Origin of the sequence: Desulfovibrio sp. UIB00, assembly GCF_022508225.1 — a bacterium.
In the GTDB taxonomy this organism is placed as follows: domain Bacteria; phylum Desulfobacterota; class Desulfovibrionia; order Desulfovibrionales; family Desulfovibrionaceae; genus Desulfovibrio.
In genome coordinates this window covers 190,872-210,623 of record NZ_JAETXJ010000005.1, presented here as the reverse complement: position 1 = coordinate 210,623, position 19,752 = coordinate 190,872, and the positions used below count along the sequence as shown (strand labels likewise).

Below are 19,752 nucleotides of genomic sequence, written 5' to 3'. Positions count from 1 at the left end.
CGAAAGGAGATTTTCATGAAGGTACTCATGCTCAACGGCAGCCCGCATCCCAAGGGCTGCACCTTTACCGCACTGTCCACGGTTGCGGCGCAGCTTGAAAAAAACGGCGTTGAAACGCAGATGCTCCAGTTGGGCACAAAGCCCATACAGTGCTGTATTGGCTGCGGCAAGTGCAAGGATACAGGACATTGCGTGTTCAATGCCGACCACGTTAACGAGGCCATTGACCTGCTGCGCGAGGCAGACGGCTTTGTTGTGGGTTCTCCTGTTTACTACGCCGGCCCCAATGGCGGCGTGTGCTCCTTTCTTGACCGCATGTTCTATGGCAAGTCCCTCCACTATGCCTTCAAGCCCGCTGCCGCCGTGGTGAGCTGCCGCCGTGGCGGGGCCAGCGCCTCCTTTGACCGGCTGAACAAGTACTTTACCATTGCCCGCATGCCCGTGGTTTCTTCCCAGTACTGGAACGCCGTGCACGGCAATACGCCGGAACAGGTATTGCAAGACAAGGAAGGCTTGCAGATCATGCGCACCCTTGGCGACAACATGGCGTGGCTGCTCAAGTGCATTGCCGCTGGCAAGGCCGCTGGCGTGGCAACCCCAACCCCGGAACCGTGGGATCCCACAAACTTTATTCGCTAGAACCAGACACTATGTGAGATACCGTGCAGATATTCCTGCAATATTTACCCGTTTGCAGGGCAAACGCACAACTACAGTAACAGGCAAATATCAGTGAGCAAGGCTGTCCGAAAATATTTTCGGACAGCCTTTTTTATTGTCTGGCTGTTCATTTTATATGCTCCTGCTTTATGCAAGAGCATATCTTGTCTGGATGATCGCCGCGCATAAGCCTTCTAGGCGTTCTGACAGAATTTTTCACACGCGCTGTACACTGGCGGCTGCAATCTCAATGTCCCCAGTAAGGCTGGTAAAGCTTTGTCCGCGCATTCGCGCTTTATCTTTGGGCTTCCATACAGATTAGTTCGCGCTGAATATGTGTCTTGCACAAAAAAGCATACCTTCATTAAAAATTGCGATACAAAATTTATATAAAGAGACATTTAATGAAGATCAAACAACTACAATATTTATGACCGATAAATATTCATACCGCATAACATGCGTATTTGTGATTTTTATTACATACTACTTGATATAAAAAATTTTACCATCTTTCATACTGCATACGTTGAATAAATTATAAAGATTGATCAATCATTCAGCATAATATTGTTGCCACGATTTTTCATATCTGGCATTGTTTCAGGTATCCATTTATTTTCCCTGCAATTGTATACCATGAACGCAAAAAAACACGCAGGGACGCCGTAAATTTCATGATGCAGGAGGTTGGCGGATGAAAAGACCAGCTCTATGGGCGTTTATGCTGCTTGCGATTGTTCTTTTTGCCGGACATGAGGCATTTGCAGCTTCCAGTCTTGGCATCAAGCTACCAGAAGACCCCACCAAGGCATACATCACCCTGGGCATCCTGCTGGTTGCAGCAGTGATGTTTTTTACGGAAATTGTCCCCCTGCCCATCACGGCCCTGCTTGTGCCGGTGGCTCTTTCGCTCACAAATGTGGTTTCGTCCAAGGTTGCTTTTGGCTACTTTGGCGACCCCACCGTTGTGCTCTTCATGGCCATGTTCATTGTGGGCGAAGCCACGTTTATTACCGGCTTTGCAGACAAGGTGGGCGGTCTTGCTGTCAAATTGTCCAAGGGCAATCCCGTCAAGCTCATCGTCTACACCATGGCAGCCATCGGCCTGCTCTCAACCGTGCTTTCAAACACCGGCACCACAGTTGTGGCCGTGCCCATGGTGCTTGGCATGTGCATGAAGGCCAAGCTTGCCCCCGGCAAGGTGCTTATGCCCGTTGCCTTTGCCTCGTCACTGGGCGGCACGGTAACCCTTGTGGGCACGCCGCCCAACGGCATTATAAACTCCATGCTGGCCCAGACAGGGCAAAGCCCCTTTGGCTTTTTTGAATTCGGCCTTATCGGCATGCCTCTGCTGGTTGTGGGCTTGCTTTACTATGCCATTGCGGGCCACAAATTGCTGCCCGAAAGAATGCAACTCGATGGCGAAGACGACATTGAAGTTGATGCCAAGGTACGCCGCGACAACAAAATGTGGCATTCCGTGCTGATCTTCGCCTTTGTGGTCGCCATGATGGCCAGCGAAGTCATGCCCCTGACCACCGCCGCCGTTCTGGGCGCCTGCCTTATGGTCATTACAGGCTGCATGACCATGCGTGAAGCCTTCCGCAGCGTTGACTGGACAACAATTTTTCTGTTCGCGGGCATGCTTTCCATGTCTGCCGCCATGGACAAATCCGGCGCTGCCGCCATCGTGGCGAATGCCGTGGTGAGCACGGTCAATGACCCGTGGATGCTCATGTTTGTGTGCTGCGCCCTCACCGCCGCCATCACCAACTTCATGTCCAATACCGCCACGGCGGCCCTGATGGCCCCGCTGGCTCTGCCCATCGCCATGGCCAGCGGCATTTCGCCCCTGCCCATCGCCATGGGCATTGCCATGTCGGCCTCGTGCTGCTTCCTGACGCCCATTGCCACCCCGCCCAACACCATCGTGCTCGGCCCCGGCAGATACAGCTTCATGGATTACGTCAAGGCTGGCTGGCCTTTGCAGTTAATTTCGCTCATTATGTGCTGGCTGCTTATCCCGCTGATCTGGCCTTTCCATTGATAGGCCAGCAGCAGTCGTACTTATTAAAGAGGAAGACATGAAGGAAATCAATGTTGAGGACATAGCGCGCGCCGTTGCCGACCTTGCAGTGCGGGCCTGCTGCCGCCTGCCGCAGGATATGGTGGACGGCATGCATAAGGCGCATGAGGCGGAACCCTCGCCCGTGGGCAAAAACATTCTTGAACAACTGCTGGAAAATGCGGCAATCGCGGCCAGCGATGGCATCCCCATTTGTCAGGATACCGGCCTTGCCGTCATTTTTGCCGATGTGGGACAGGATGTGCGCATTGTGGGCGGCGCATTTGAAGACGCCGTCAATGAGGGCGTGCGCCGGGGCTATGTGGACGGGTACCTGCGCAAATCCTGTGTGGCGGAGCCATTGTTTGAACGCAAAAATACGCGCGACAACACTCCTGCCGTCATCCACACCCGTCTTGTGCCGGGAGACTCTCTGCGCCTGCGCCTGGCCCCCAAGGGGGCAGGTTCTGAAAACAAGAGCGTGGTCAAAATGCTTGTGCCCGCTGACGGCATTGAAGGCGTGCGTAAGGTGGTGCTGGATGCCGTGCTGGCAGCAGGGCCTAACTCCTGTCCGCCCATGGTGGTGGGCGTTGGCCTTGGCGGCACCATGGAAATGGCCGCCATTTGCGCCAAGCGCGCCGCCGCCCGCGACCTTGAAAGCCGCAACCATGATCCGCGCTACGCGGCCTTTGAAGAAGAACTGCTTGAGCTTATCAACAAGACCGGCATTGGCCCTCAGGGCCTTGGCGGGCTGACTACGGCGCTGAAAGTGCATGTGGAATGGGCGCCCACCCACATTGCCTCCCTGCCTGTGGCAGTGAACATCAACTGCCACGCGGCGCGCCACGCCGAAGTTACGCTGTAGGAGGCCCCCATGTCGGAAAACCAGATGAAAAAAATACGCGCTCCTTTTGACGAAGCCACCGCGCGTTCACTGCGCGCGGGCGACCGGGTACTGATTTCGGGCACCATTCTTGCCGCGCGCGATGCGGCCCACAAACGTCTTGTAGAGACTCTGGACAGGGGCGAACCCCTGCCCGTGGATCTGAAGGGCGCAGTGGTCTATTACGTGGGGCCAAGCCCGGCCAAACCCGGCGAAGTGATCGGCGCTGCCGGGCCAACCACCTCGGGGCGTATGGATGCCTACACCCCGCGTCTGCTTGATCAAGGCCTGAAAGGCATGATTGGCAAGGGCTACCGCAAGCCCGAAGTGGTGGAAGCCATGAAAAAGCATGGCGTGCCGTATCTTGCCGCCGTGGGCGGCGCAGGCGCCCTGATCGCCCGCAGCATCAAAAAATACACAGTGCTGGCTTACGAAGACCTTGGGCCGGAAGCCGTGGCTGCCATGGAAGTGGAGGATTTTCCCGCCATTGTGGTCATCGACAGCACGGGCGACAATTACTACGAGACAGGGCAGGCCCCGTACAGACGATCCTGACCTGCGGCCGCCCCTGTGCATGCCGAGTGCCGAAACGTGGCGCGGGCTGCCGCGCCGTTTTATAATGCCTGATATCTTTATGAAGGAGTTGGTATGGCCTTGAGCAGATCCCCTGTCGATGACCGAACCCGCCTTGATTTCTGGCAAGCGGCTTCTGGCGCGGTGCTGGCGCTTTTTGTGTGCGTCCATCTCGTGCTGGAAGGGACGGTCGTCCTTAGCCCCGCACTGACCAACGGCATTGCATGGTTGCTTGAAGTAACCATGCTCGCGCAGGTGGCGGCACCCGTCATCATGCTGCTGATCCTGTTCCATTTTTACATTGCAGCCCGCAAAATGCCCTTCCGTGCCAATGAGCTTGGCGTGTTTGTGCAGCACAGCAAGGGCCTCAAGGAAGTGGATACGTGGCTGTGGCTGGTGCAGGTTTTTACGGCCATCGTTATTCTGGCAGGCGCTTTCTACCATGTGTACAGCGTTATGACCGACCTGCCCATCAATGTGGCGGGCAGCGCCAAACGCCTGCACGCCGGCTGGCTGGCCTTCTACGTGTTCTTTCTGCCTTGCGTCATTCTGCATACGGGCATTGGCGTGTACCGCCTGGCCGTCAAGTTCGGCGTGTGCGTCAAGGCCACGCGCCCGGCGTGGCGCAAGTGGACCTGGATTGTCATGGGCTGTTATCTTCTGCTCGGCGCGGCGGCTCTGACCCGCGTGTGGTTCTTGGGATAGGGGGTGCGTATGCGAGTTTTTGAAAGCGATGTTCTTTGCATAGGCGCCGGCCTGGCCGGGGAACGCGTTGCCGTGGAAGCGGCTCAGGCGGGTTTCAGCGTTATCTGTCTTTCACTGGTGCCGCCCAAGCGGTCGCACTCGTCAGCCGCCATGGGCGGCATGCAGGCGGCGCTGGGCAACTCCATCATGGGCGAGGGCGACTGCCCAGAGGTGCACTTCAACGATACGGTCAAGGGTTCCGACTGGGGCTGCGATCAGGAAGTGGCCCGCCTGTTTGCAGAGACAGGCCCCATCGCCATGCGCGAAATGGCCTGGATGGGCGTGCCCTGGAGCCGCGTTGTGCCTGGCGAGCACACCTACTACAAGGGCGGCAAGCCCTTTCAGGCAACGGAAAAAAAGGAAAACGAGGGGCTGATCCACTCCCGCGCCTTTGGCGGCACCGCCAAGTGGCGCACCTGTTATACATCTGACGGCACAGGCCACGCCGTGCTGTTCACCCTTGATAACCGTCTGCTGCAACTGGGCGTTGACGTGCATGACCGCATGCAGGCCGAGGCCCTGATTCATGATGGACAGCGCTGCATGGGCTGCGTTGCCCGCGATCTGCGCACCGGCGAACTGGTGGGCTATTTCGCCAAGGCCACGCTTATCGCCACGGGCGGTTATGGCCGCATTTACCGGGCCACCACCAATGCCATCATCTGTGACGGCGGCGGCCAGATCACGGCCCTTGAAACAGGCGTTGTGCCGCTGGGCAATATGGAAGCCGTGCAGTTTCACCCCACAGGCACCGTGCCCACGGATATTCTGGTCACGGAAGGCTGCCGTGGCGACGGCGGCACCCTGCTGGACGTGAACGAATACCGCTTTATGCCCGATTATGAGCCGGAAAAAGCCGAACTTGCCTCCCGCGACGTGGTGTCGCGCCGCATGACCGAGCACATGCGCAAGGGCCTTGGCGTACAAAGCCCCTATGGCGAGCACTTGTGGCTGGATATTCGCCATCTGGGCGAAAAGCACATCACCACAAACCTGCGCGAAGTGTACGACATCTCAACGCACTTCCTGGGCGTAAACCCCATCCACCAGCTTATACCTGTGCGGCCCACCCACCACTACAGCATGGGCGGCGTACGCATCAACAAGGACGGGCACGCCTACGGCCTTGAAGGACTTTTCTCCGCTGGCGAAGCAGCCTGCTGGGACATGCACGGATTCAACCGTCTGGGCGGCAACTCACTGGCGGAGACCATTGTTTCTGGCCGCATTGTTGGCGCAAAGCTGGTGGAATTCCTCAAAGGTTACGAAACTGTTTTCTCCACCCAGGCAATGAAGGACGCCGCCACCAAGGTCAAGGAGCGCATCTCTGCCCTGCTGCGCGGTACCGGCGATGATTGTTACACCCTGCGCAACGCCATGCAGGACATCATGATGGAGCATGTGGGTATTTTCCGTAACGGCAAGGATCTGGAAGCAGGCGTTGCCAAGTTGCAGGAACTGCTGGAGCGCACAAAGAACATGCGCCTTGCCAGCGGCAACATTCCCGGCCCCAATGCCGAGCTTTCCATGGCCCTGCGCGTACCGGGCATGCTCAAGCTGGCCCTGTGCACGGCCTACGGCGCGCTGATGCGCACAGAAAGCCGTGGCGCGCACGCCCGCGAGGATTACCCCGAGCGCAACGACAAGGAATGGCTCAACCGTACCCTGGCCTACTGGAAGGAAGGCGACACCCTGCCCACCCTCAAGTACGAACCGGCAACGCCGTTCTATATTCTGCCCCCCGGCGACCGTGGATACGGCGGCGGCAAGATCATAACCGCCGACATCAGCCCGGAAAAAATTGTACCGTACGCACAACAGGGGTAAGGAGAGCCATATGGGACGCAATCTGACGTTTGAAATCTTCCGTTACAATCCGCTGGATCCGCTCTCGCATCCCCATATGCAGACATTCCAGCTTGAAGAACACAACAGCATGACGCTGTTTATTGCGCTGAACATGATCCGCGAAACGCAGGACGCCTCCTTGCAGTTTGACTTTTGCTGCCGCGCCGGAATCTGCGGTTCGTGCGGCATGGTCATCAACGGACGGCCCGGTCTGGCCTGCCACACGCAGACAAGCGACCTGCCAAGCCACATTACCCTGCATCCCCTGCCGGTGTTCAAGCTTTTGGGCGACCTCTCGGTGGATACGGGTACGTGGTTTCGCAATGTGGGAGCCAAGATCGAATCGTGGATACACACCACAAAAGAGTTTGACCCCAAGGCGCAAGAAGAGCGCATGGACAACGAGCTGGCCACCCAGATATTCGAGCTTGACCGCTGCATTGAGTGCGGCTGCTGCGTGGCGGCCTGCGGCACGGCCCGCATGCGCGAGGACTTTATTGGCGCAACGGCCATCAACCGTATGGCACGCTTCTACATTGACCCGCGCGACAACCGCACCCCTGCGGACTATTATGAACTGATCGGCGATGACAGCGGCGTATTTGGCTGCATGGGGTTACTTGCCTGCGACAACGTCTGCCCCAAACAACTGCCGCTTCAGGATCAACTGGGCATCATGCGCCGCATGGTGACAATGGAATCTGTGCGCGGTATTTTGCCCGAGTTTATACGCAACAAATTGCAGGGCTGTGGATGCGGCTGTTCCAAATAACAACGCTTGCCTCATGGAATGGGCTGGCGTAAGCCGCCCATTCCATTCCCACCAGACGGGAGGGGCAACCCTCGCACTACCATCAGGGAGGATGCCATGCTGATACTCGACTGGATGCAATCCAAGGTAATTTCCATTCCGCCGACCGCAACCCTGCTCCAGTGCCGGAAGCTGTTCAAGGAACACAAAATAAACCGACTCCCTGTGGTTGACGCCAACAATGTCGTGGTTGGGCTCATCTCGTCTTCCGATGTCCGCAGTTTTGCTCCCAACAAGTCCACTGGGCTCGAAATCATTGAGCTTCTGGAAATCATGAGCGAAACCAAGGTCAGGGATGTCATGGTGGTCGACCCTGTTACCATCACGTACAAAAGCACTATTGAACAAGCTGCCAAAAGGATGATCGACAGGCACGTTGCCTGCCTGCCCGTGGTGAATGACGAGGAAAAACTGGTGGGCATCATCACCGGCTGGGATGTGTTCAAGGCATTGCTCGACATAAGCGGCGCAGAACAACCCGGCGTTGAGGTGGGCTTTGTAGTCCCCTATCAGCCCGGCACCCTGCGCGAACTGCTCGACAGGCTGAAGGCGCATGGCATGAGCATTATTTCTGTATTGTCGTCGGCTTCAAACGATGGCATGCGACAGGTCAAGATACGCTTCAAGGGCCCCGATGCCATGTCGCAAAATATGGCACTTGAGCAGTTCCGCGACCATCCCGGACTGCGTTACTGGGCGCGCGATGACGAATTTTACCTTAAGTCCAACGTGAATCTGGGCTAAGTATCACCCTGCCCGGCTCTGGGAACGCTGGCTGCGGGGCAGGCCTCGCGAACAAGCTGTAAACGAGCCGCCACGGCTGCTGCGCCGTGGCGGTTTTTCTTGTACCCATCGGCATATTTCCAAGCAGATGCCTTGGCTTCCTTTCTGCAATACGATATACAAAACGGCATTCCGTGTTGCAGGGAGGGGCCATGCCCCGCACAGGGCAAAGGCCTTGCCCGTCCAGCATGGGCGCATGCATTTTCGGCACATCCGGATCCCGTCTTATCACTCGTTGCAGACATATCTGCCTTCACGCTTCAGGACGTTCCATGCATAAGAACTACGCCTTCCGAACCAATTTCATAATCTGCCTGATTATTGTTATCGGCTTTTCTGTCACGTCTGTAATAGGCTACCGTTCCAATGTGGACACCCTGAAAAAAGAAGCGGAAAGCGTGACGCGCCTGGCTTCAGAAGGCATGATGTATCAGATTGACGCCATTTTTGCCCAATCCATACATATTTCACTGACAATGGCGCACGACAGTTTTTTGATCAATTTTCTTTCGCAGGAAAAGGAAAACCTGAAAAACCCGGCATATACGCTGAACATCAGGGAATACCTTGCTGCCTACAGGAAAAAATACAATTACGACTCCGTTTTTCTTGTCTCCATGCAGACAGACCGTTACTACAATTTTTCTGGTGTTGACCGCATTGTTGACCATTCTAATCCTGAGAACAAATGGGTACGGGAATTTATTGCAAGCAATCAGGAATTTTCACTCAATATTGATAATGACAAAGCTGCGCACGACACCATCACGGTATTTGTAAACTGCGCCGTTAAAAACAAGAATAATGAAACCGTGGGCATAGTGGGTGTTGGCTTTACTGTAACCTCCATTCAGGCCATGCTTATCAAGTATGAGCAGCAATTTGCGGTTAAATCCTACCTTGTGAACGCTGATGGGGCCATCCAAATATCTTCATCCGCGCAGGGCAGGTCTGCCGAAGATATTTATTCCGCGCAAACCTTTGCCGCAGTAAAAAACACCCTGAAGAAGAACAGCACAAAAATTTCTGACACGTGGTATTCTGGTCATGGCACAGATGGCTATGCTGTCACGCGCTACCTTCCTGCCCCGGATCTTTTCCTCATTACAGACAAAAACACCTCTGAAATAATCAGACAGATCAGAACAAAATACTACACCGGCGCTATTGTTGTTTGTTTTACAATGATAATTGTCATTTTTATTGTAACAGCAATAATACGTAGATATAAAAACAAGATAATCTCCCTCACCATTGCTGAAGAACTGAAGTACCACGCCATACTTCAAAATGCCACGTCGCATATTTATGACAGCATTGTTGAATTTGACATAACCAACGATGTTGCCTGCGGCGAGGGCACCAAAAAGTTTATGCAGCAGTTGGGCCTCAAACCAAACACATCATACAGCACCATGCTGCAAACCATTGTGGCAAAACATATTTTGCCCGAGCACGTGAACCTGTACCTGAAAACCTTCAGCCCGGAATCCATACGCGCAGCCCTGCAGGAGCAGCGCAACAAGCTGAGTTGCGATTTCCAGTGCATGCAGAGCAACGGCCAATACATCTGGTTCAGGGAAACCGGTTATATCTTGCGCTGGGCGGAGAATGACTCCATCCACATTGTCATTTGCCGCCAGAACATTGACCACGACAAAAGGCAGGAACTCAGCCTTCAGGATATGGCCCAAAAGGACGGCTTGACGGGTCTTTACAACAAAATGACCACAGAAGCGCTTATTGACAGACGCCTGACGGAGCAACCGTGCGATGCTGGCACCCTTGCCATGATTATGCTTGATATAGACAACTTCAAGGAGCTCAACGACTCGCTGGGCCATGTTGCGGGCGACAGGATCATTCAGGAATTTGCCCAGAGTCTGAGGGCGGCCTTTGCGCCCGGTGATCTGGTGGGCCGCATCGGCGGTGATGAATTTATTGTTCTTACGTGCCAGCATAACAGTGAGGCATTGACCACAAAGCTTGAAGAACTCTGCAATCGCATCCGCCACACCACATATGGAGGCGCAGGACAACACCACCTTGCCGCAAGCATGGGCGTGGCGCTCTTTCCCCTGCATGGCAAAAACTTCAGCGAGCTGTATGCAAGTGCAGATGCCGCCCTGTACCGCGCAAAGCAGAAAGGCAAGGACACGTATACATTTTTTGAAACCGCGTCCTTGGCATAAGCCAGAACTGCCCCCCCCAGCAGACACGCCGGCTCGGGGGCAATTCAGACTGCACAGATGACAACGTGCATTGGCCGGTTCGCAGACTATTTTGAGGCAATGCTCAAGGGGTGGATGACTCTACAGCTACCCTGCGGGAATAACATCCGTTTTTTGCTCACAATTTGTGAGACAGCGACAAACAGCCGCCACGTTGGCAGAGGCCATGCCCTTACGCCACACAAGCTCGGTTACGGCATTGCACAGGGGGTGTTCGAGCGCGTGCACGGAAAGCATGCCGTTGGTGCGGCACAGCTCAAGAACCGATGCCGGAACCACGCCAACCCCCATGCCCGCAATAACGCCCCCCACAATGGCGTGGTACGAAGCCAGCTCAACGATATGCTGCGGTTCCCACCCGTAGGCCCGAAACCAGTTCACCAGCCTGTTCCGATAGGCGCACCCTCCCTGAAAAGCCAACACGGCCTTACGCCCTATGTCGTCCGGCGTATGGATGGGTGGATGCTCCCTGGTGGCAATGAGCACCAGCCGCTCAGTAAAGGCCTCCATCCTCTCCAGCCGTTCATCTGTGGGCGCATCAACCACAAATACCGCATCGAGCCTGTTTTCAAGAATATCCCCGTACAGGGAGCTGCTGGTACCTATTACAAGTTCGAGCTCGATGCTGGGATATTCCGCATGCAGACGGGCCAGAACTTCGGGCAAACGCGCCGCAGCAGCACTTTCCAGTGCGCCAATGCGTAACCTGCCGCCCGGTTCCATGCCCTTCACGCACAGCTCGGCTTCATCCATCAGAGCGGTTATCCGGCGGGCATAGGTGTAAAGCGTCTGTCCCCTTGCCGTGGGCAGCAAGCGCTTTTTCTCCCGCAAAAACAGCTGGATGCCCAGTTCTTCTTCCATCAGCATAATGCGGGCGGTAACGCCCGAGGGCACCCGGTGTAAAGCCTTGGCGGCGTGGCTTATGCTGCCGGTTTCCATGACGGCCATGAACGTGCGCAGGTCTGACACTTCCATTTGTTCACCATTTGTGACTGTTTATTTCATTTTTATTCATTTGCCATGATGGCTATCATCTCATAGCGTATGCCGCAAGCCGCCCGTTGTCGTTGGCAGGAAAAACCCTCACTTGCCAAATTTCTGCCAATGGCAACGGGAGGCGGCAGAAACCTTGAACATCAGGAAGACCCTATGCGCGCAACATGGAAGCTGCTTTGGCAGACCGCAATTCTGACAGCCATATTCTGGGGATGCGATCAACTCACACGGCTGACAGGAATTCCCATCCCCGGCAACGTGCTGGGCATAATCGTACTGTTTTTTCTGCTGCTCACCGGTATTGTGAAAGAAAGCCACATCAGCATGGCGGCGGAATTTCTGCTGAAGCATCTTGTGTTCTTTTTTGTGCCCATTGCGGTAGGGCTGATGCAATGGGGGAGCGTTTTTTATGATTACGGATGGGTGCTTGCGGCTGCCATTGTGGGCAGTACAGCCCTGCCGCTGGTGATTGTGGGCTTTATGGCCCGGGCCCTGCGCCGCGCTACGCCTGAAAAGAAAGAGGAAGAAGCACCATGCAGATCATAAACACATTTTTGTGCTCAGCGGGCACCGTGCTGGCATATGCGCTGGTGCGCAGCCTGTATATGCGTTATAAGCATCCGCTCATCAACATCGTGGCTGGCAGCGCCGCCATAGTCATCGCAGTGCTGGTGCTGTGCGATGTTCCCTATGAAACCTATGAGCCAGCCCGACAGATCATGACCTTGCTCATTGGCCCGGCAACGGTCAGCCTTGCGCTGCCCTTGTACCGCTATCGCCACCTGCTCCTGCGCAATGCCTTGCCCATTCTTGCAAGCGTGTGCGCGGGGGCCTTTGCAGCAATGCTCTCTGCCGGGGTTATTGCCAAACTGGGCGGCCTGCCGGACGACGTGGTAATTTCCATTCTCCCCAAGGGGGTTTCCATCCCCTTTGCCGTTGAGGTGGCCTCCATGTATGGCGGCATCCCGTCCCTGACTGCGGCCTTTGTGGTGGCTACCGGTACGCTCGGCTCCCTCTTGGGTTTGTGGGGGCTGAATGTCATACGCATCAAGGATCCCTTTGCACGGGGGCTGACCATGGGCACAATTTCGCATGCTCAGGGAACAGCCGTTGCATTGCAGGAAGGGCAGGAACAGGGAGCAATGGGCGGTCTGGCCATGATTCTGGCAGGTATTCTTACTGCGGCTCTGGCGCCTGTGGCAGTCTGGATAGTACAGCGGCTGCCGTTGATGTAGCCAGTACGATTACGAGATCAAACTTTTTTTGTGATGCGGTCGGCTTGCCGACCGCATCAGCTTTTTACAGAATATTTTCAGTTTGTCTGATTTATTCAGGCTGACCGGATTGGCCTGAATCACCAGCCTGGGCAACCTGGTCTGCTCCCCATTCCAGCCACTGCACTGCCACTTCAATCAGGCGGTAGGGATCAATGGGTTTTGCAAGGTGGTCGTTCATACCCGCTGCAAGGCTTTTTTCCCGATCGCCCACCATGCTGTCGGCTGTGAGAGCAATGATCGGCGTATGGGCATAGCGCGCCTGGGCGCGTAGCAGTTTTGCAGCTTCGATGCCGTCCATCAGCGGCATATGGATATCCATAAACACCATTGCGTAGTCAGTGCCTTCCGCCTTTTGCAGCGCTTCAAGACCGGAAATGGCAATGTCCACAACAAAGCCTGATGATTCCAGCAATTCTCTGGCCACCAGCTGATTAACCTCGTTATCTTCGGCAAGCAGCACCCTGCGGCCTCTGTATTTGGCAGGGATGCGCAATTCCTGGGGCAAGCCGGATGCATCTTCATCAGCTACCCGCTGCCCAAAAACATCCAGGATGGCGTGTTGCAAGAGTGAAGGGCTGACAGGCTTGATGAGAAAATGGCTGATGCCCTCGGCCTGAGCCTCTTCCATGATTTCTTCCCGCCCATAGGCCGTAACCATGATGACGGTAGGAATGTAGGGCAGCTCACGGCAGCCGCGCAGCAGCCGCACCACCTGAATGCCGTTATTGCCGGGCATCTTCCAGTCCATCAGCACCAGATCATAGGGGTCGCCGCTTTCGGCGGCGCGCACCAGTTCTTCCAGCGCGGCATCGCCGCAGTCAGCCGTGCCCGACCGCAGCCCCATATCTTCCAGCTCTTGCCGGAGAATTTCACGGCTTGAGAAGGAATCGTCCACAACAAGCACCCTGCGCTCGGAAAGGTTTTTCATGGCCGGGACTGGCTTTCGCTGGGGATTTTCCTGCAAGTCCAGATTGACGGTAAAGTAAAACGTGCTGCCCTTGCCCAGTTCGCTATCTGCGCCTATTTCGCCCCCCATCATCTCCACAATCCGCTTGCTGATGGAAAGGCCAAGGCCGGTGCCGCCAAAACGCCGTGTTGTGGATGAATCCCCCTGGGTAAACTCCTGGAACAGCTTGTCCAGCTGCTCTTGCCCCATGCCAATGCCTGTGTCTGTGACGGTAAAACGCAACTGCGCCTTCTGGTCTTTTTGCTCCTCAAGCGCAACGCGCACCACAACCTCGCCCGAAGGGGTAAATTTGATGGCATTGCCCACAAGATTGACCAGTACCTGCCCCAGCCGCAAAGGATCGCCCTTGAAAAACAAGGGGACCTCCCGATCGATGCGCAACAAGAGCTCAATATTTTTCCCGCCGGATTTGGTTGTATCCAGACTTGAGAGACCAAGAAGGACTTCTTCCAGGTTAAAGTCCAGATATTCCATGTCCATGCGACCAGCTTCAATCTTGGAAAAATCAAGGATGTCGTCAATGATCCGCAAAAGGGATTTTGCGGAGCTGTCTATATTTTTCAAATAATTACGCTGCGTTGCATTAAGAGGCGTGCGCAGGGTCAAATGAGTAAGTCCCACAACGGCATTCATGGGGGTACGGATTTCATGGCTCATATTGGCAAGAAATTCGCTCTTGGCCCTGCTGGCCTGTTCCGCCGCCTGCTGGCTTTCCACAAGGTCGGTAATATCCCGGCAATCTTCGATAATGCCGAGAAGCTCGCCATCAGGCGAAAGAAATGGCGTGGCAACCAGATCGCAAAATACCCATGTCCCGTCTTTTTTTTGCCGCTGCTGACGGATGGCAGCCCGAGGCTCACCGTTAAGAATGCGCTTGCCCACACAATCAGAGCCGCAATCTGATCCACTGGGGTATTCGCCGCACCAGCGGCCCACCATTTCTTCACGTGAATAGCCAAAGCAGTTTACGTAGGTATCGTTGACTTCCTTGACTATCAGGCTGCGGTCAATAACCCGCATGGCGCTGCCAGCGGCATTGAATATCTGCGACATTTCCATTTGGGCGCGGCGCAGCGCCTGTTCTGCGGCCCGGCGTTCCGTCACGTCTATCCCCATGTAGACCATGCCGTAAACTGTGCCGTCCGGCTCAAACAGCGGAACGCGCACAACATCCAGGATATGTTCCTCTCCAACTGCATCATACCGGACTTCTTCAGTTTTATGTACTTTTCCGGTTTCTATGACCAGTTTGTCCAAGCGCATTCCCTGTTCTGCATGCTCCGGGGAAAGCAGATCGGCTATGTTCTTTCCCACAACGTAGGATTCGGCATAGCCGGTAAATGTTTCAAAATACTTGTTCGCCATAATGTAGCGGGCTTGCGAATCCTTAAGCATCATGAGACTTGGCAGATTATCCACAATGCTGCGCAATTGCTGCTTGCGCTGCCACAGGGCTGAAGCACTGGCTCTGGCCGCTTCCAGAGCTTTTTGCCTTTCTGCCGATTCCTGCGCGAGCTTGCGGTTCCAGATCAAAATGACCGCAAGCAGGCTGCCCAGAAACACTGTCACCACCCCGCCGATCTGCAAGACGAGCATCCAGTTCATGGCGCGCTCAATACGCAGATTGGCCCAGCGCTTTATGATCGCGGCCATCTGCTCATGGGGGATATTATCCAGTGTTTTATTCATGATTTCGACAAGCTGGGGCCAGTCTGAGCGTACGGCTACCCGGGCGGAATACTGCAACTGCGGCAGCAGGCCCACGCGCAGATCGCGCAGGTTTTTGTTCACCACCGCGTATTCCACAGAAAGTGCAATGCCCACCATAGCGTCGAACTGCCCACCCTGCACCGCAGAAAGCCCCGCAGTCAGGCTGGAGACCTCCACGATTTTTGATCGCGGCAACTGGGCGCGCAAATACCCTGCAAGACCTGCGTGATCATGCACTGCCACACTTTTGCCGGCAAGGTCGCCAGGGCTCGTGACCAAACGCTCGGAGTCAAGCGTTGCAACCGCCAGCGGCAGCTGCAAAAAAGGATTGGTAAACAACCAGGGGCCACCCTCTGGCGGCGTCCCTTCCAGAAAAGGCTCCACGTCCGCCCGGCGGGGGCCTGTGGTTTCTTTCAGCACATTGGAAGAAACAGGCTGTATGGCAACATTAAGGTATCGCCCCACAACCTGCATGAGGTTCATACCAATGCCGTTGTATGTGCCCTCGCTGTCCATAAATTCAATGGGATGCCAATCATCCTCCAGGGCAACACGCAGGGTCTGATGGTTTGCCAGCCATTCCCTCTCCGCTGGGGTGAGCAGCAGGGAGCGAGGCATGTCGCCCCAAACGCGGTGCGCCGGATTACGGACCCACCTTTCTTCAAGCGCCACCATTTCAGCGCGGGATATGCGCGAAAGCCCTTCATCCATCAACCGGGCAAGGTCATCCCTGTTACGCAGCACTGCCGGATGAAGGTTGCGAGAAAAAAGGGGGAATGCCTGAGGCATAAAAAAGCTGTTGAGGCCCAACCGGTCAATGGTGCCATAAGCCGAAGGAAAGTTGCTCGAAATGCCATCTGCCAGCCCATTGGCCACCGACATGAACATTTCTGCCCCGTTGCGCACCACCACCAATTGAACCTTGGGGAAGTGCTCCCGCATGTAATCTTCCTGCAACGAGCCTTCAAGCACAACAATGGTCGCATCCCCCAACTGGCTTGGGTCAGTAATTTTTTGCCCGGCAGATGTTGAGAGCAAAAGCCCCCCCATGCCGGGAGAAATGGCCGGGCCAAATTTTGCCCAGCGGGCCCTGTCGGGAGTGATGTACATGCTGAAGTGGATGTCGGCCCGCCCAGAATGGAGGGCATCAAGCGAATCCTGCCAGTCGCCCATGATGAATTTCACAGGTCTGCCTACTTTTTCGCCCCACAGACGCCACAGATCAATCATCAGGCCAACAGGTTCTCCTGTTTTTGAAACAAAAGACAGCGGTTCGTTATCCTTCATGCAGGCAATGGTGATGGGGTCTGCGCTGGCTGCCGTGGAAGAATCCGTCGCGCACAGCGCAAGATTCGCACAGGCGAGAAGCAGCAGAAGCAGGCAGCAGCATGCGGTGTGGAAAAATTTGACCATGTCTACCTCGCTGGTTCTCTTGCAGGAGTTATACTTAATTTCTTATAGCAGTAACAGCCGCATTGCAATATTCTCCCCTTGCCATTGCCATCGCCAAAAATTTTTTTTGCAAAAAGGGGGCAGGGGCAAAGATACGCGCAACCACATATGAATATCTGCTCGGATCAGGCCCCCGGAGCACACTTTGACGCGTCTGGCCCGACAGGGATATGATCGGTGCGCGCGATAGCGCAGACGCGGGTTCTACGCCTTGCTCCGCAAGGAGCCCACATGCTGGATCAATGAGGTTTGTATGTATATTATCACTGGTGGCGCAGGTTTTATTGGCAGCGCCATGCTCTGGCGGCTGAACCAGGCAGGCATAACTGACATACTGGTGGTGGATAACCTCGGTTCAACGGAAAAGTGGAAAAATCTCGTCAACCGGCGATATGCCCGCTATGTACACAGGTCTGAATTTCTGGAAATGCTGCGCGACAACACGCTGGGCGGCAAGGTAGAGGCAATCGTGCACATGGGGGCCTGTTCTTCCACCACAGAAAAAGACGCAGACTTTCTGATGGCCAACAACACGGCCTATACTGTAGAACTGTGCAGATTTGCCCTGGAACACGGAGCGCGCTTTATCAATGCCGGGTCAGCCGCTACCTACGGGGATGGCTCACAGGGTTTCTCTGACAGACCAGAAACGACCAGACGCCTCAAGCCCCTGAACATGTATGGCTACTCCAAACACCTTTTTGATTTGTGGCTGCTGGATAACAAACTTACAGAGAGCGTGGTCAGCCTCAAGTTTTTCAACGTCTACGGCCCCAATGAATACCACAAGGGCGACATGCGCAGCGTAGCCTGCAAGGCCTTTCATGAAATCAACGCTACGGGGCGTTTGCGACTCTTCAGATCAAACATGCCGGATTTTGCCGACGGCGGCCAGATGCGCGATTTTGTCTACGTGAAGGATTGCGTGGAGCTGATGCTCTGGCTGCTTGAAAACCCGACAGCCAACGGCATCCTCAATGCGGGCACGGGCAAGGCTCGAAGCTGGAACGATCTGGCTTGTGCCATATTTGCCGCATTGGGCAAAGAACCCCAGATTGAGTATATGGACATGCCGGAAGCCTTGCGCGGGAAATACCAAAACTTCACCCAGGCGGATATGAGCTGGATGCAGGAAAAAAACTGCCCGATGAGCTTTGCGTCGCTGGAACAGGGCATTGCGGATTATGTGGGCAACTATATGGCCCAGAGCGATCCCTATCTTGAAATGTCCGCCAAATGAAATGCACCCGCTCACGTGTCCAAGCGGGTAAAACTCTGATCAGGATATGCCGCAGTCCGTTGCGATTGATTCAGCGGTCTGCGGCCTGCATAGCCTCAGCCCACAACGGAGCTGCTTGATCCTTGGCGGAAAGCAGAGGTTCGTCCACGGGCCAGGCAATGCCGAGGGCCGGGTCGTTCCAGCGAATGGCCGCTTCGTCCTCTGGACAGTAGTAATCTGTGCACTTGTAGTGAAAATGAGCAATTTCGCTGGTAACTACAAAACCGTGTGCAAGGCCGGGCTGTACCCACATCTGCCACTGGTTCTGCTGTGAAAGTTCTACACCGAACCACTTTCCGAAAGTGGGGGAATCTCGCCGAATATCCACAGCCACATCAAATACGCTGCCCAGCGAAACATAGACCAGTTTACCCTGAGGGCGTGTTTTCTGATAATGCAGACCGCGCAGTATGCCACGGGCGGACATGGAATGGTTATCCTGCACAAAAGGCTGATCAATGCCTGCCGCCGCGTAGCGCTGCTGCTGCCATGTTTCCACAAAATAGCCGCGCTGGTCACCCCACACCTTGGGTTTGACCAAAAGTAACCCGGCAATAGGCGTCTGAACTACTTCCACAGCCCAATCCCCGCATCCACAAGTTCAAGAAGATATTGCCCGTAGCCGGTCTTGGCCATGGGCTTTGCCAGTGCGCGCACAGCGTCCGCATCAATATAGCCGTTACGCCAGGCTATTTCCTCCAGGCAGGCCACCTTGAGTCCCTGGCGTTTTTCTACCGCCTGCACAAAGGCACCGGCATCCATGAGGGAATCATGCGTACCGGTATCAAGCCAGGCAATGCCCCGCCCCATGAGCTCCACATGCAGATCGCCCTGTTGCAGATAGGCGTTGTTCACATCTGTGATTTCCAGTTCGCCCCGGGCCGAGGGACGCACAGCGCGGGCGATATCCAGCACCTTCTGGTCATAAAAATACAGGCCTGTCACCGCAAAGTTGGACTTTGGAAGGACGGGTTTTTCTTCAATGCTGACTACCTGCCGCGCATCGTCAAATTCCACAACGCCGTAACGCTCAGGATCGCGCACATGGTAGCCAAAAATAGTCGCTCCGGATTCGCGGGCCATGGCAGCGTGTGTAAGTGCTGGCAATCCATGACCGAAGAAAACATTATCACCCAAAATCAGGCAGGTATTATGCCCCGCAATGTGATCTTCCGCCAACAAAAAGGCCTGGGCCAACCCCTCAGGGCGGGGTTGCACAACGTAGCTGAACTTGCAGCCCAGTTGCGAGCCGTCGTGCAGCAAAGCCTTGTAAAGGGGCAGGTGCTCAGGGGTGGAAATAAAGCAGATATCCCGAATGCCCGCCATCATCAGAATAGACAACGGGTAGTAAATCATGGGTTTGTCATAGATGGGCATGAGCTGCTTGCTCACGCTCAGAGTCAATGGGTGCAGGCGCGAGCCAGAGCCTCCCGCAAGAACAATGCCTTTCCAGCCGTTCATGCCGCCCCC

Annotated in this window: 17 protein-coding genes; 12 read left to right on the top strand and 5 right to left on the bottom strand. The window is 55.2% G+C overall.

Annotated elements, in window-relative coordinates:
• Window positions 1–15: 15 nt before the first annotated feature.
• The 8 genes from JMF94_RS10130 to JMF94_RS10095 all read left to right on the top strand — a co-directional run bounded on the left by JMF94_RS10130 (window position 16) and on the right by JMF94_RS10095 (window position 8,331).
• Window positions 16–639, top strand: a complete 624-nt coding sequence (locus tag JMF94_RS10130; protein WP_240824977.1) for a flavodoxin family protein — start codon at window positions 16–18, stop codon at window positions 637–639.
• A 718-nt stretch (window positions 640–1,357) separates the two neighbouring features.
• On the top strand, window positions 1,358–2,710 hold the full coding sequence (locus JMF94_RS10125) for an SLC13 family permease (protein WP_240824976.1): 1,353 nt from the start codon (window positions 1,358–1,360) through the stop codon (window positions 2,708–2,710).
• 37 nt (window positions 2,711–2,747) lie between these two features.
• The gene (locus tag JMF94_RS10120) at window positions 2,748–3,593 is read left to right on the top strand and encodes a fumarate hydratase (RefSeq protein ID WP_240824975.1); all 846 of its coding nucleotides are present in this window, start codon (window positions 2,748–2,750) and stop codon (window positions 3,591–3,593) included.
• A 9-nt stretch (window positions 3,594–3,602) separates the two neighbouring features.
• Window positions 3,603–4,166 carry a Fe-S-containing hydro-lyase gene (locus JMF94_RS10115; protein ID WP_240824974.1) on the top strand — a complete coding sequence of 188 codons (564 nt, stop codon included), beginning with the start codon at window positions 3,603–3,605 and terminating at the stop codon, window positions 4,164–4,166.
• A 93-nt stretch (window positions 4,167–4,259) separates the two neighbouring features.
• Window positions 4,260–4,889, top strand: coding sequence for a succinate dehydrogenase/fumarate reductase transmembrane subunit (locus tag JMF94_RS10110; protein ID WP_240824973.1), 630 nt, complete (start codon window positions 4,260–4,262; stop codon window positions 4,887–4,889).
• Window positions 4,890–4,898: 9 nt separating this feature from the next.
• Window positions 4,899–6,755: a fumarate reductase flavoprotein subunit gene (locus tag JMF94_RS10105; protein ID WP_240824972.1), complete on the top strand. Its 1,857-nt coding sequence runs from the start codon at window positions 4,899–4,901 to the stop codon at window positions 6,753–6,755.
• Between the two features lie 10 nt (window positions 6,756–6,765).
• A complete protein-coding gene (locus JMF94_RS10100; protein ID WP_192113719.1) occupies window positions 6,766–7,548 on the top strand; it encodes a fumarate reductase iron-sulfur subunit in 783 nt (260 codons plus the stop codon).
• A gap of 96 nt (window positions 7,549–7,644) precedes the next feature.
• Window positions 7,645–8,331, top strand: coding sequence for a CBS and ACT domain-containing protein (locus tag JMF94_RS10095; protein WP_240824971.1), 687 nt, complete (start codon window positions 7,645–7,647; stop codon window positions 8,329–8,331).
• Here JMF94_RS10095 and JMF94_RS10090 read toward each other — a convergent pair.
• Window positions 8,328–8,501 carry a hypothetical protein gene (locus tag JMF94_RS10090; protein ID WP_240824970.1) on the bottom strand — a complete coding sequence of 58 codons (174 nt, stop codon included), beginning with the start codon at window positions 8,499–8,501 and terminating at the stop codon, window positions 8,328–8,330. The genes JMF94_RS10095 and JMF94_RS10090 overlap by 4 nt on opposite strands.
• Before the next feature lie 141 nt (window positions 8,502–8,642).
• Between JMF94_RS10090 and JMF94_RS10085 the strand changes: the two genes are divergently transcribed.
• Window positions 8,643–10,562, top strand: coding sequence for a diguanylate cyclase (locus tag JMF94_RS10085; RefSeq protein WP_240824969.1), 1,920 nt, complete (start codon window positions 8,643–8,645; stop codon window positions 10,560–10,562).
• A 126-nt stretch (window positions 10,563–10,688) separates the two neighbouring features.
• Here the strand turns inward: JMF94_RS10085 and JMF94_RS10080 are convergent, their stop codons facing one another.
• Complete coding sequence (locus JMF94_RS10080) at window positions 10,689–11,576, bottom strand: LysR family transcriptional regulator (RefSeq protein ID WP_240824968.1); 888 nt, start codon at window positions 11,574–11,576, stop codon at window positions 10,689–10,691.
• 174 nt (window positions 11,577–11,750) lie between these two features.
• Between JMF94_RS10080 and JMF94_RS10075 the strand changes: the two genes are divergently transcribed.
• Window positions 11,751–12,143 (top strand): CidA/LrgA family protein, encoded by a 393-nt coding sequence (locus JMF94_RS10075; protein WP_240824967.1) that lies wholly within the window; start codon window positions 11,751–11,753, stop codon window positions 12,141–12,143.
• Complete coding sequence (locus JMF94_RS10070; RefSeq protein ID WP_240824966.1) at window positions 12,131–12,832, top strand: LrgB family protein; 702 nt, start codon at window positions 12,131–12,133, stop codon at window positions 12,830–12,832. The genes JMF94_RS10075 and JMF94_RS10070 overlap by 13 nt, the downstream gene beginning before the upstream one ends.
• A gap of 91 nt (window positions 12,833–12,923) precedes the next feature.
• Here JMF94_RS10070 and JMF94_RS10065 read toward each other — a convergent pair whose 3' ends face one another.
• Window positions 12,924–16,964 (bottom strand): transporter substrate-binding domain-containing protein, encoded by a 4,041-nt coding sequence (locus tag JMF94_RS10065; RefSeq protein WP_240824965.1) that lies wholly within the window; start codon window positions 16,962–16,964, stop codon window positions 12,924–12,926.
• A 292-nt stretch (window positions 16,965–17,256) separates the two neighbouring features.
• Between JMF94_RS10065 and rfaD the strand changes: the two genes are divergently transcribed.
• Window positions 17,257–18,243 (top strand): ADP-glyceromanno-heptose 6-epimerase, encoded by a 987-nt coding sequence (gene rfaD / locus JMF94_RS10060; protein WP_240824964.1) that lies wholly within the window; start codon window positions 17,257–17,259, stop codon window positions 18,241–18,243.
• A gap of 70 nt (window positions 18,244–18,313) precedes the next feature.
• Here rfaD and rfbC read toward each other — a convergent pair whose 3' ends face one another.
• Together rfbC and rfbA are read right to left on the bottom strand one after the other, a co-directional pair.
• Window positions 18,314–18,859: a dTDP-4-dehydrorhamnose 3,5-epimerase gene (gene rfbC, locus JMF94_RS10055; RefSeq protein WP_240824963.1), complete on the bottom strand. Its 546-nt coding sequence runs from the start codon at window positions 18,857–18,859 to the stop codon at window positions 18,314–18,316.
• Window positions 18,850–19,743 (bottom strand): glucose-1-phosphate thymidylyltransferase RfbA, encoded by an 894-nt coding sequence (gene rfbA, locus JMF94_RS10050; protein WP_240824962.1) that lies wholly within the window; start codon window positions 19,741–19,743, stop codon window positions 18,850–18,852. The genes rfbC and rfbA overlap by 10 nt, the downstream gene beginning before the upstream one ends.
• Window positions 19,744–19,752 lie beyond the last annotated feature (9 nt).

Bases quoted from the DNA above. Each gene is read 5' to 3' on its own strand.
- JMF94_RS10130 (WP_240824977.1), top strand. From the start codon at position 16: ATGAAGGTACTCATGCTCAACGGCAGCCCGCATCCCAAGGGCTGCACC.
- JMF94_RS10125 (WP_240824976.1), top strand. From the start codon at position 1,358: ATGAAAAGACCAGCTCTATGGGCGTTTATGCTGCTTGCGATTGTTCTT.
- JMF94_RS10120 (WP_240824975.1), top strand. From the start codon at position 2,748: ATGAAGGAAATCAATGTTGAGGACATAGCGCGCGCCGTTGCCGACCTT.
- JMF94_RS10115 (WP_240824974.1), top strand. From the start codon at position 3,603: ATGTCGGAAAACCAGATGAAAAAAATACGCGCTCCTTTTGACGAAGCC.
- JMF94_RS10110 (WP_240824973.1), top strand. From the start codon at position 4,260: ATGGCCTTGAGCAGATCCCCTGTCGATGACCGAACCCGCCTTGATTTC.
- JMF94_RS10105 (WP_240824972.1), top strand. From the start codon at position 4,899: ATGCGAGTTTTTGAAAGCGATGTTCTTTGCATAGGCGCCGGCCTGGCC.
- JMF94_RS10100 (WP_192113719.1), top strand. From the start codon at position 6,766: ATGGGACGCAATCTGACGTTTGAAATCTTCCGTTACAATCCGCTGGAT.
- JMF94_RS10095 (WP_240824971.1), top strand. From the start codon at position 7,645: ATGCTGATACTCGACTGGATGCAATCCAAGGTAATTTCCATTCCGCCG.
- JMF94_RS10090 (WP_240824970.1), bottom strand. From the start codon at position 8,501: ATGCCGTTTTGTATATCGTATTGCAGAAAGGAAGCCAAGGCATCTGCT.
- JMF94_RS10085 (WP_240824969.1), top strand. From the start codon at position 8,643: ATGCATAAGAACTACGCCTTCCGAACCAATTTCATAATCTGCCTGATT.
- JMF94_RS10080 (WP_240824968.1), bottom strand. From the start codon at position 11,576: ATGGAAGTGTCAGACCTGCGCACGTTCATGGCCGTCATGGAAACCGGC.
- JMF94_RS10075 (WP_240824967.1), top strand. From the start codon at position 11,751: ATGCGCGCAACATGGAAGCTGCTTTGGCAGACCGCAATTCTGACAGCC.
- JMF94_RS10070 (WP_240824966.1), top strand. From the start codon at position 12,131: ATGCAGATCATAAACACATTTTTGTGCTCAGCGGGCACCGTGCTGGCA.
- JMF94_RS10065 (WP_240824965.1), bottom strand. From the start codon at position 16,964: ATGGTCAAATTTTTCCACACCGCATGCTGCTGCCTGCTTCTGCTGCTT.
- rfaD (WP_240824964.1), top strand. From the start codon at position 17,257: ATGTATATTATCACTGGTGGCGCAGGTTTTATTGGCAGCGCCATGCTC.
- rfbA (WP_240824962.1), bottom strand. From the start codon at position 19,743: ATGAACGGCTGGAAAGGCATTGTTCTTGCGGGAGGCTCTGGCTCGCGC.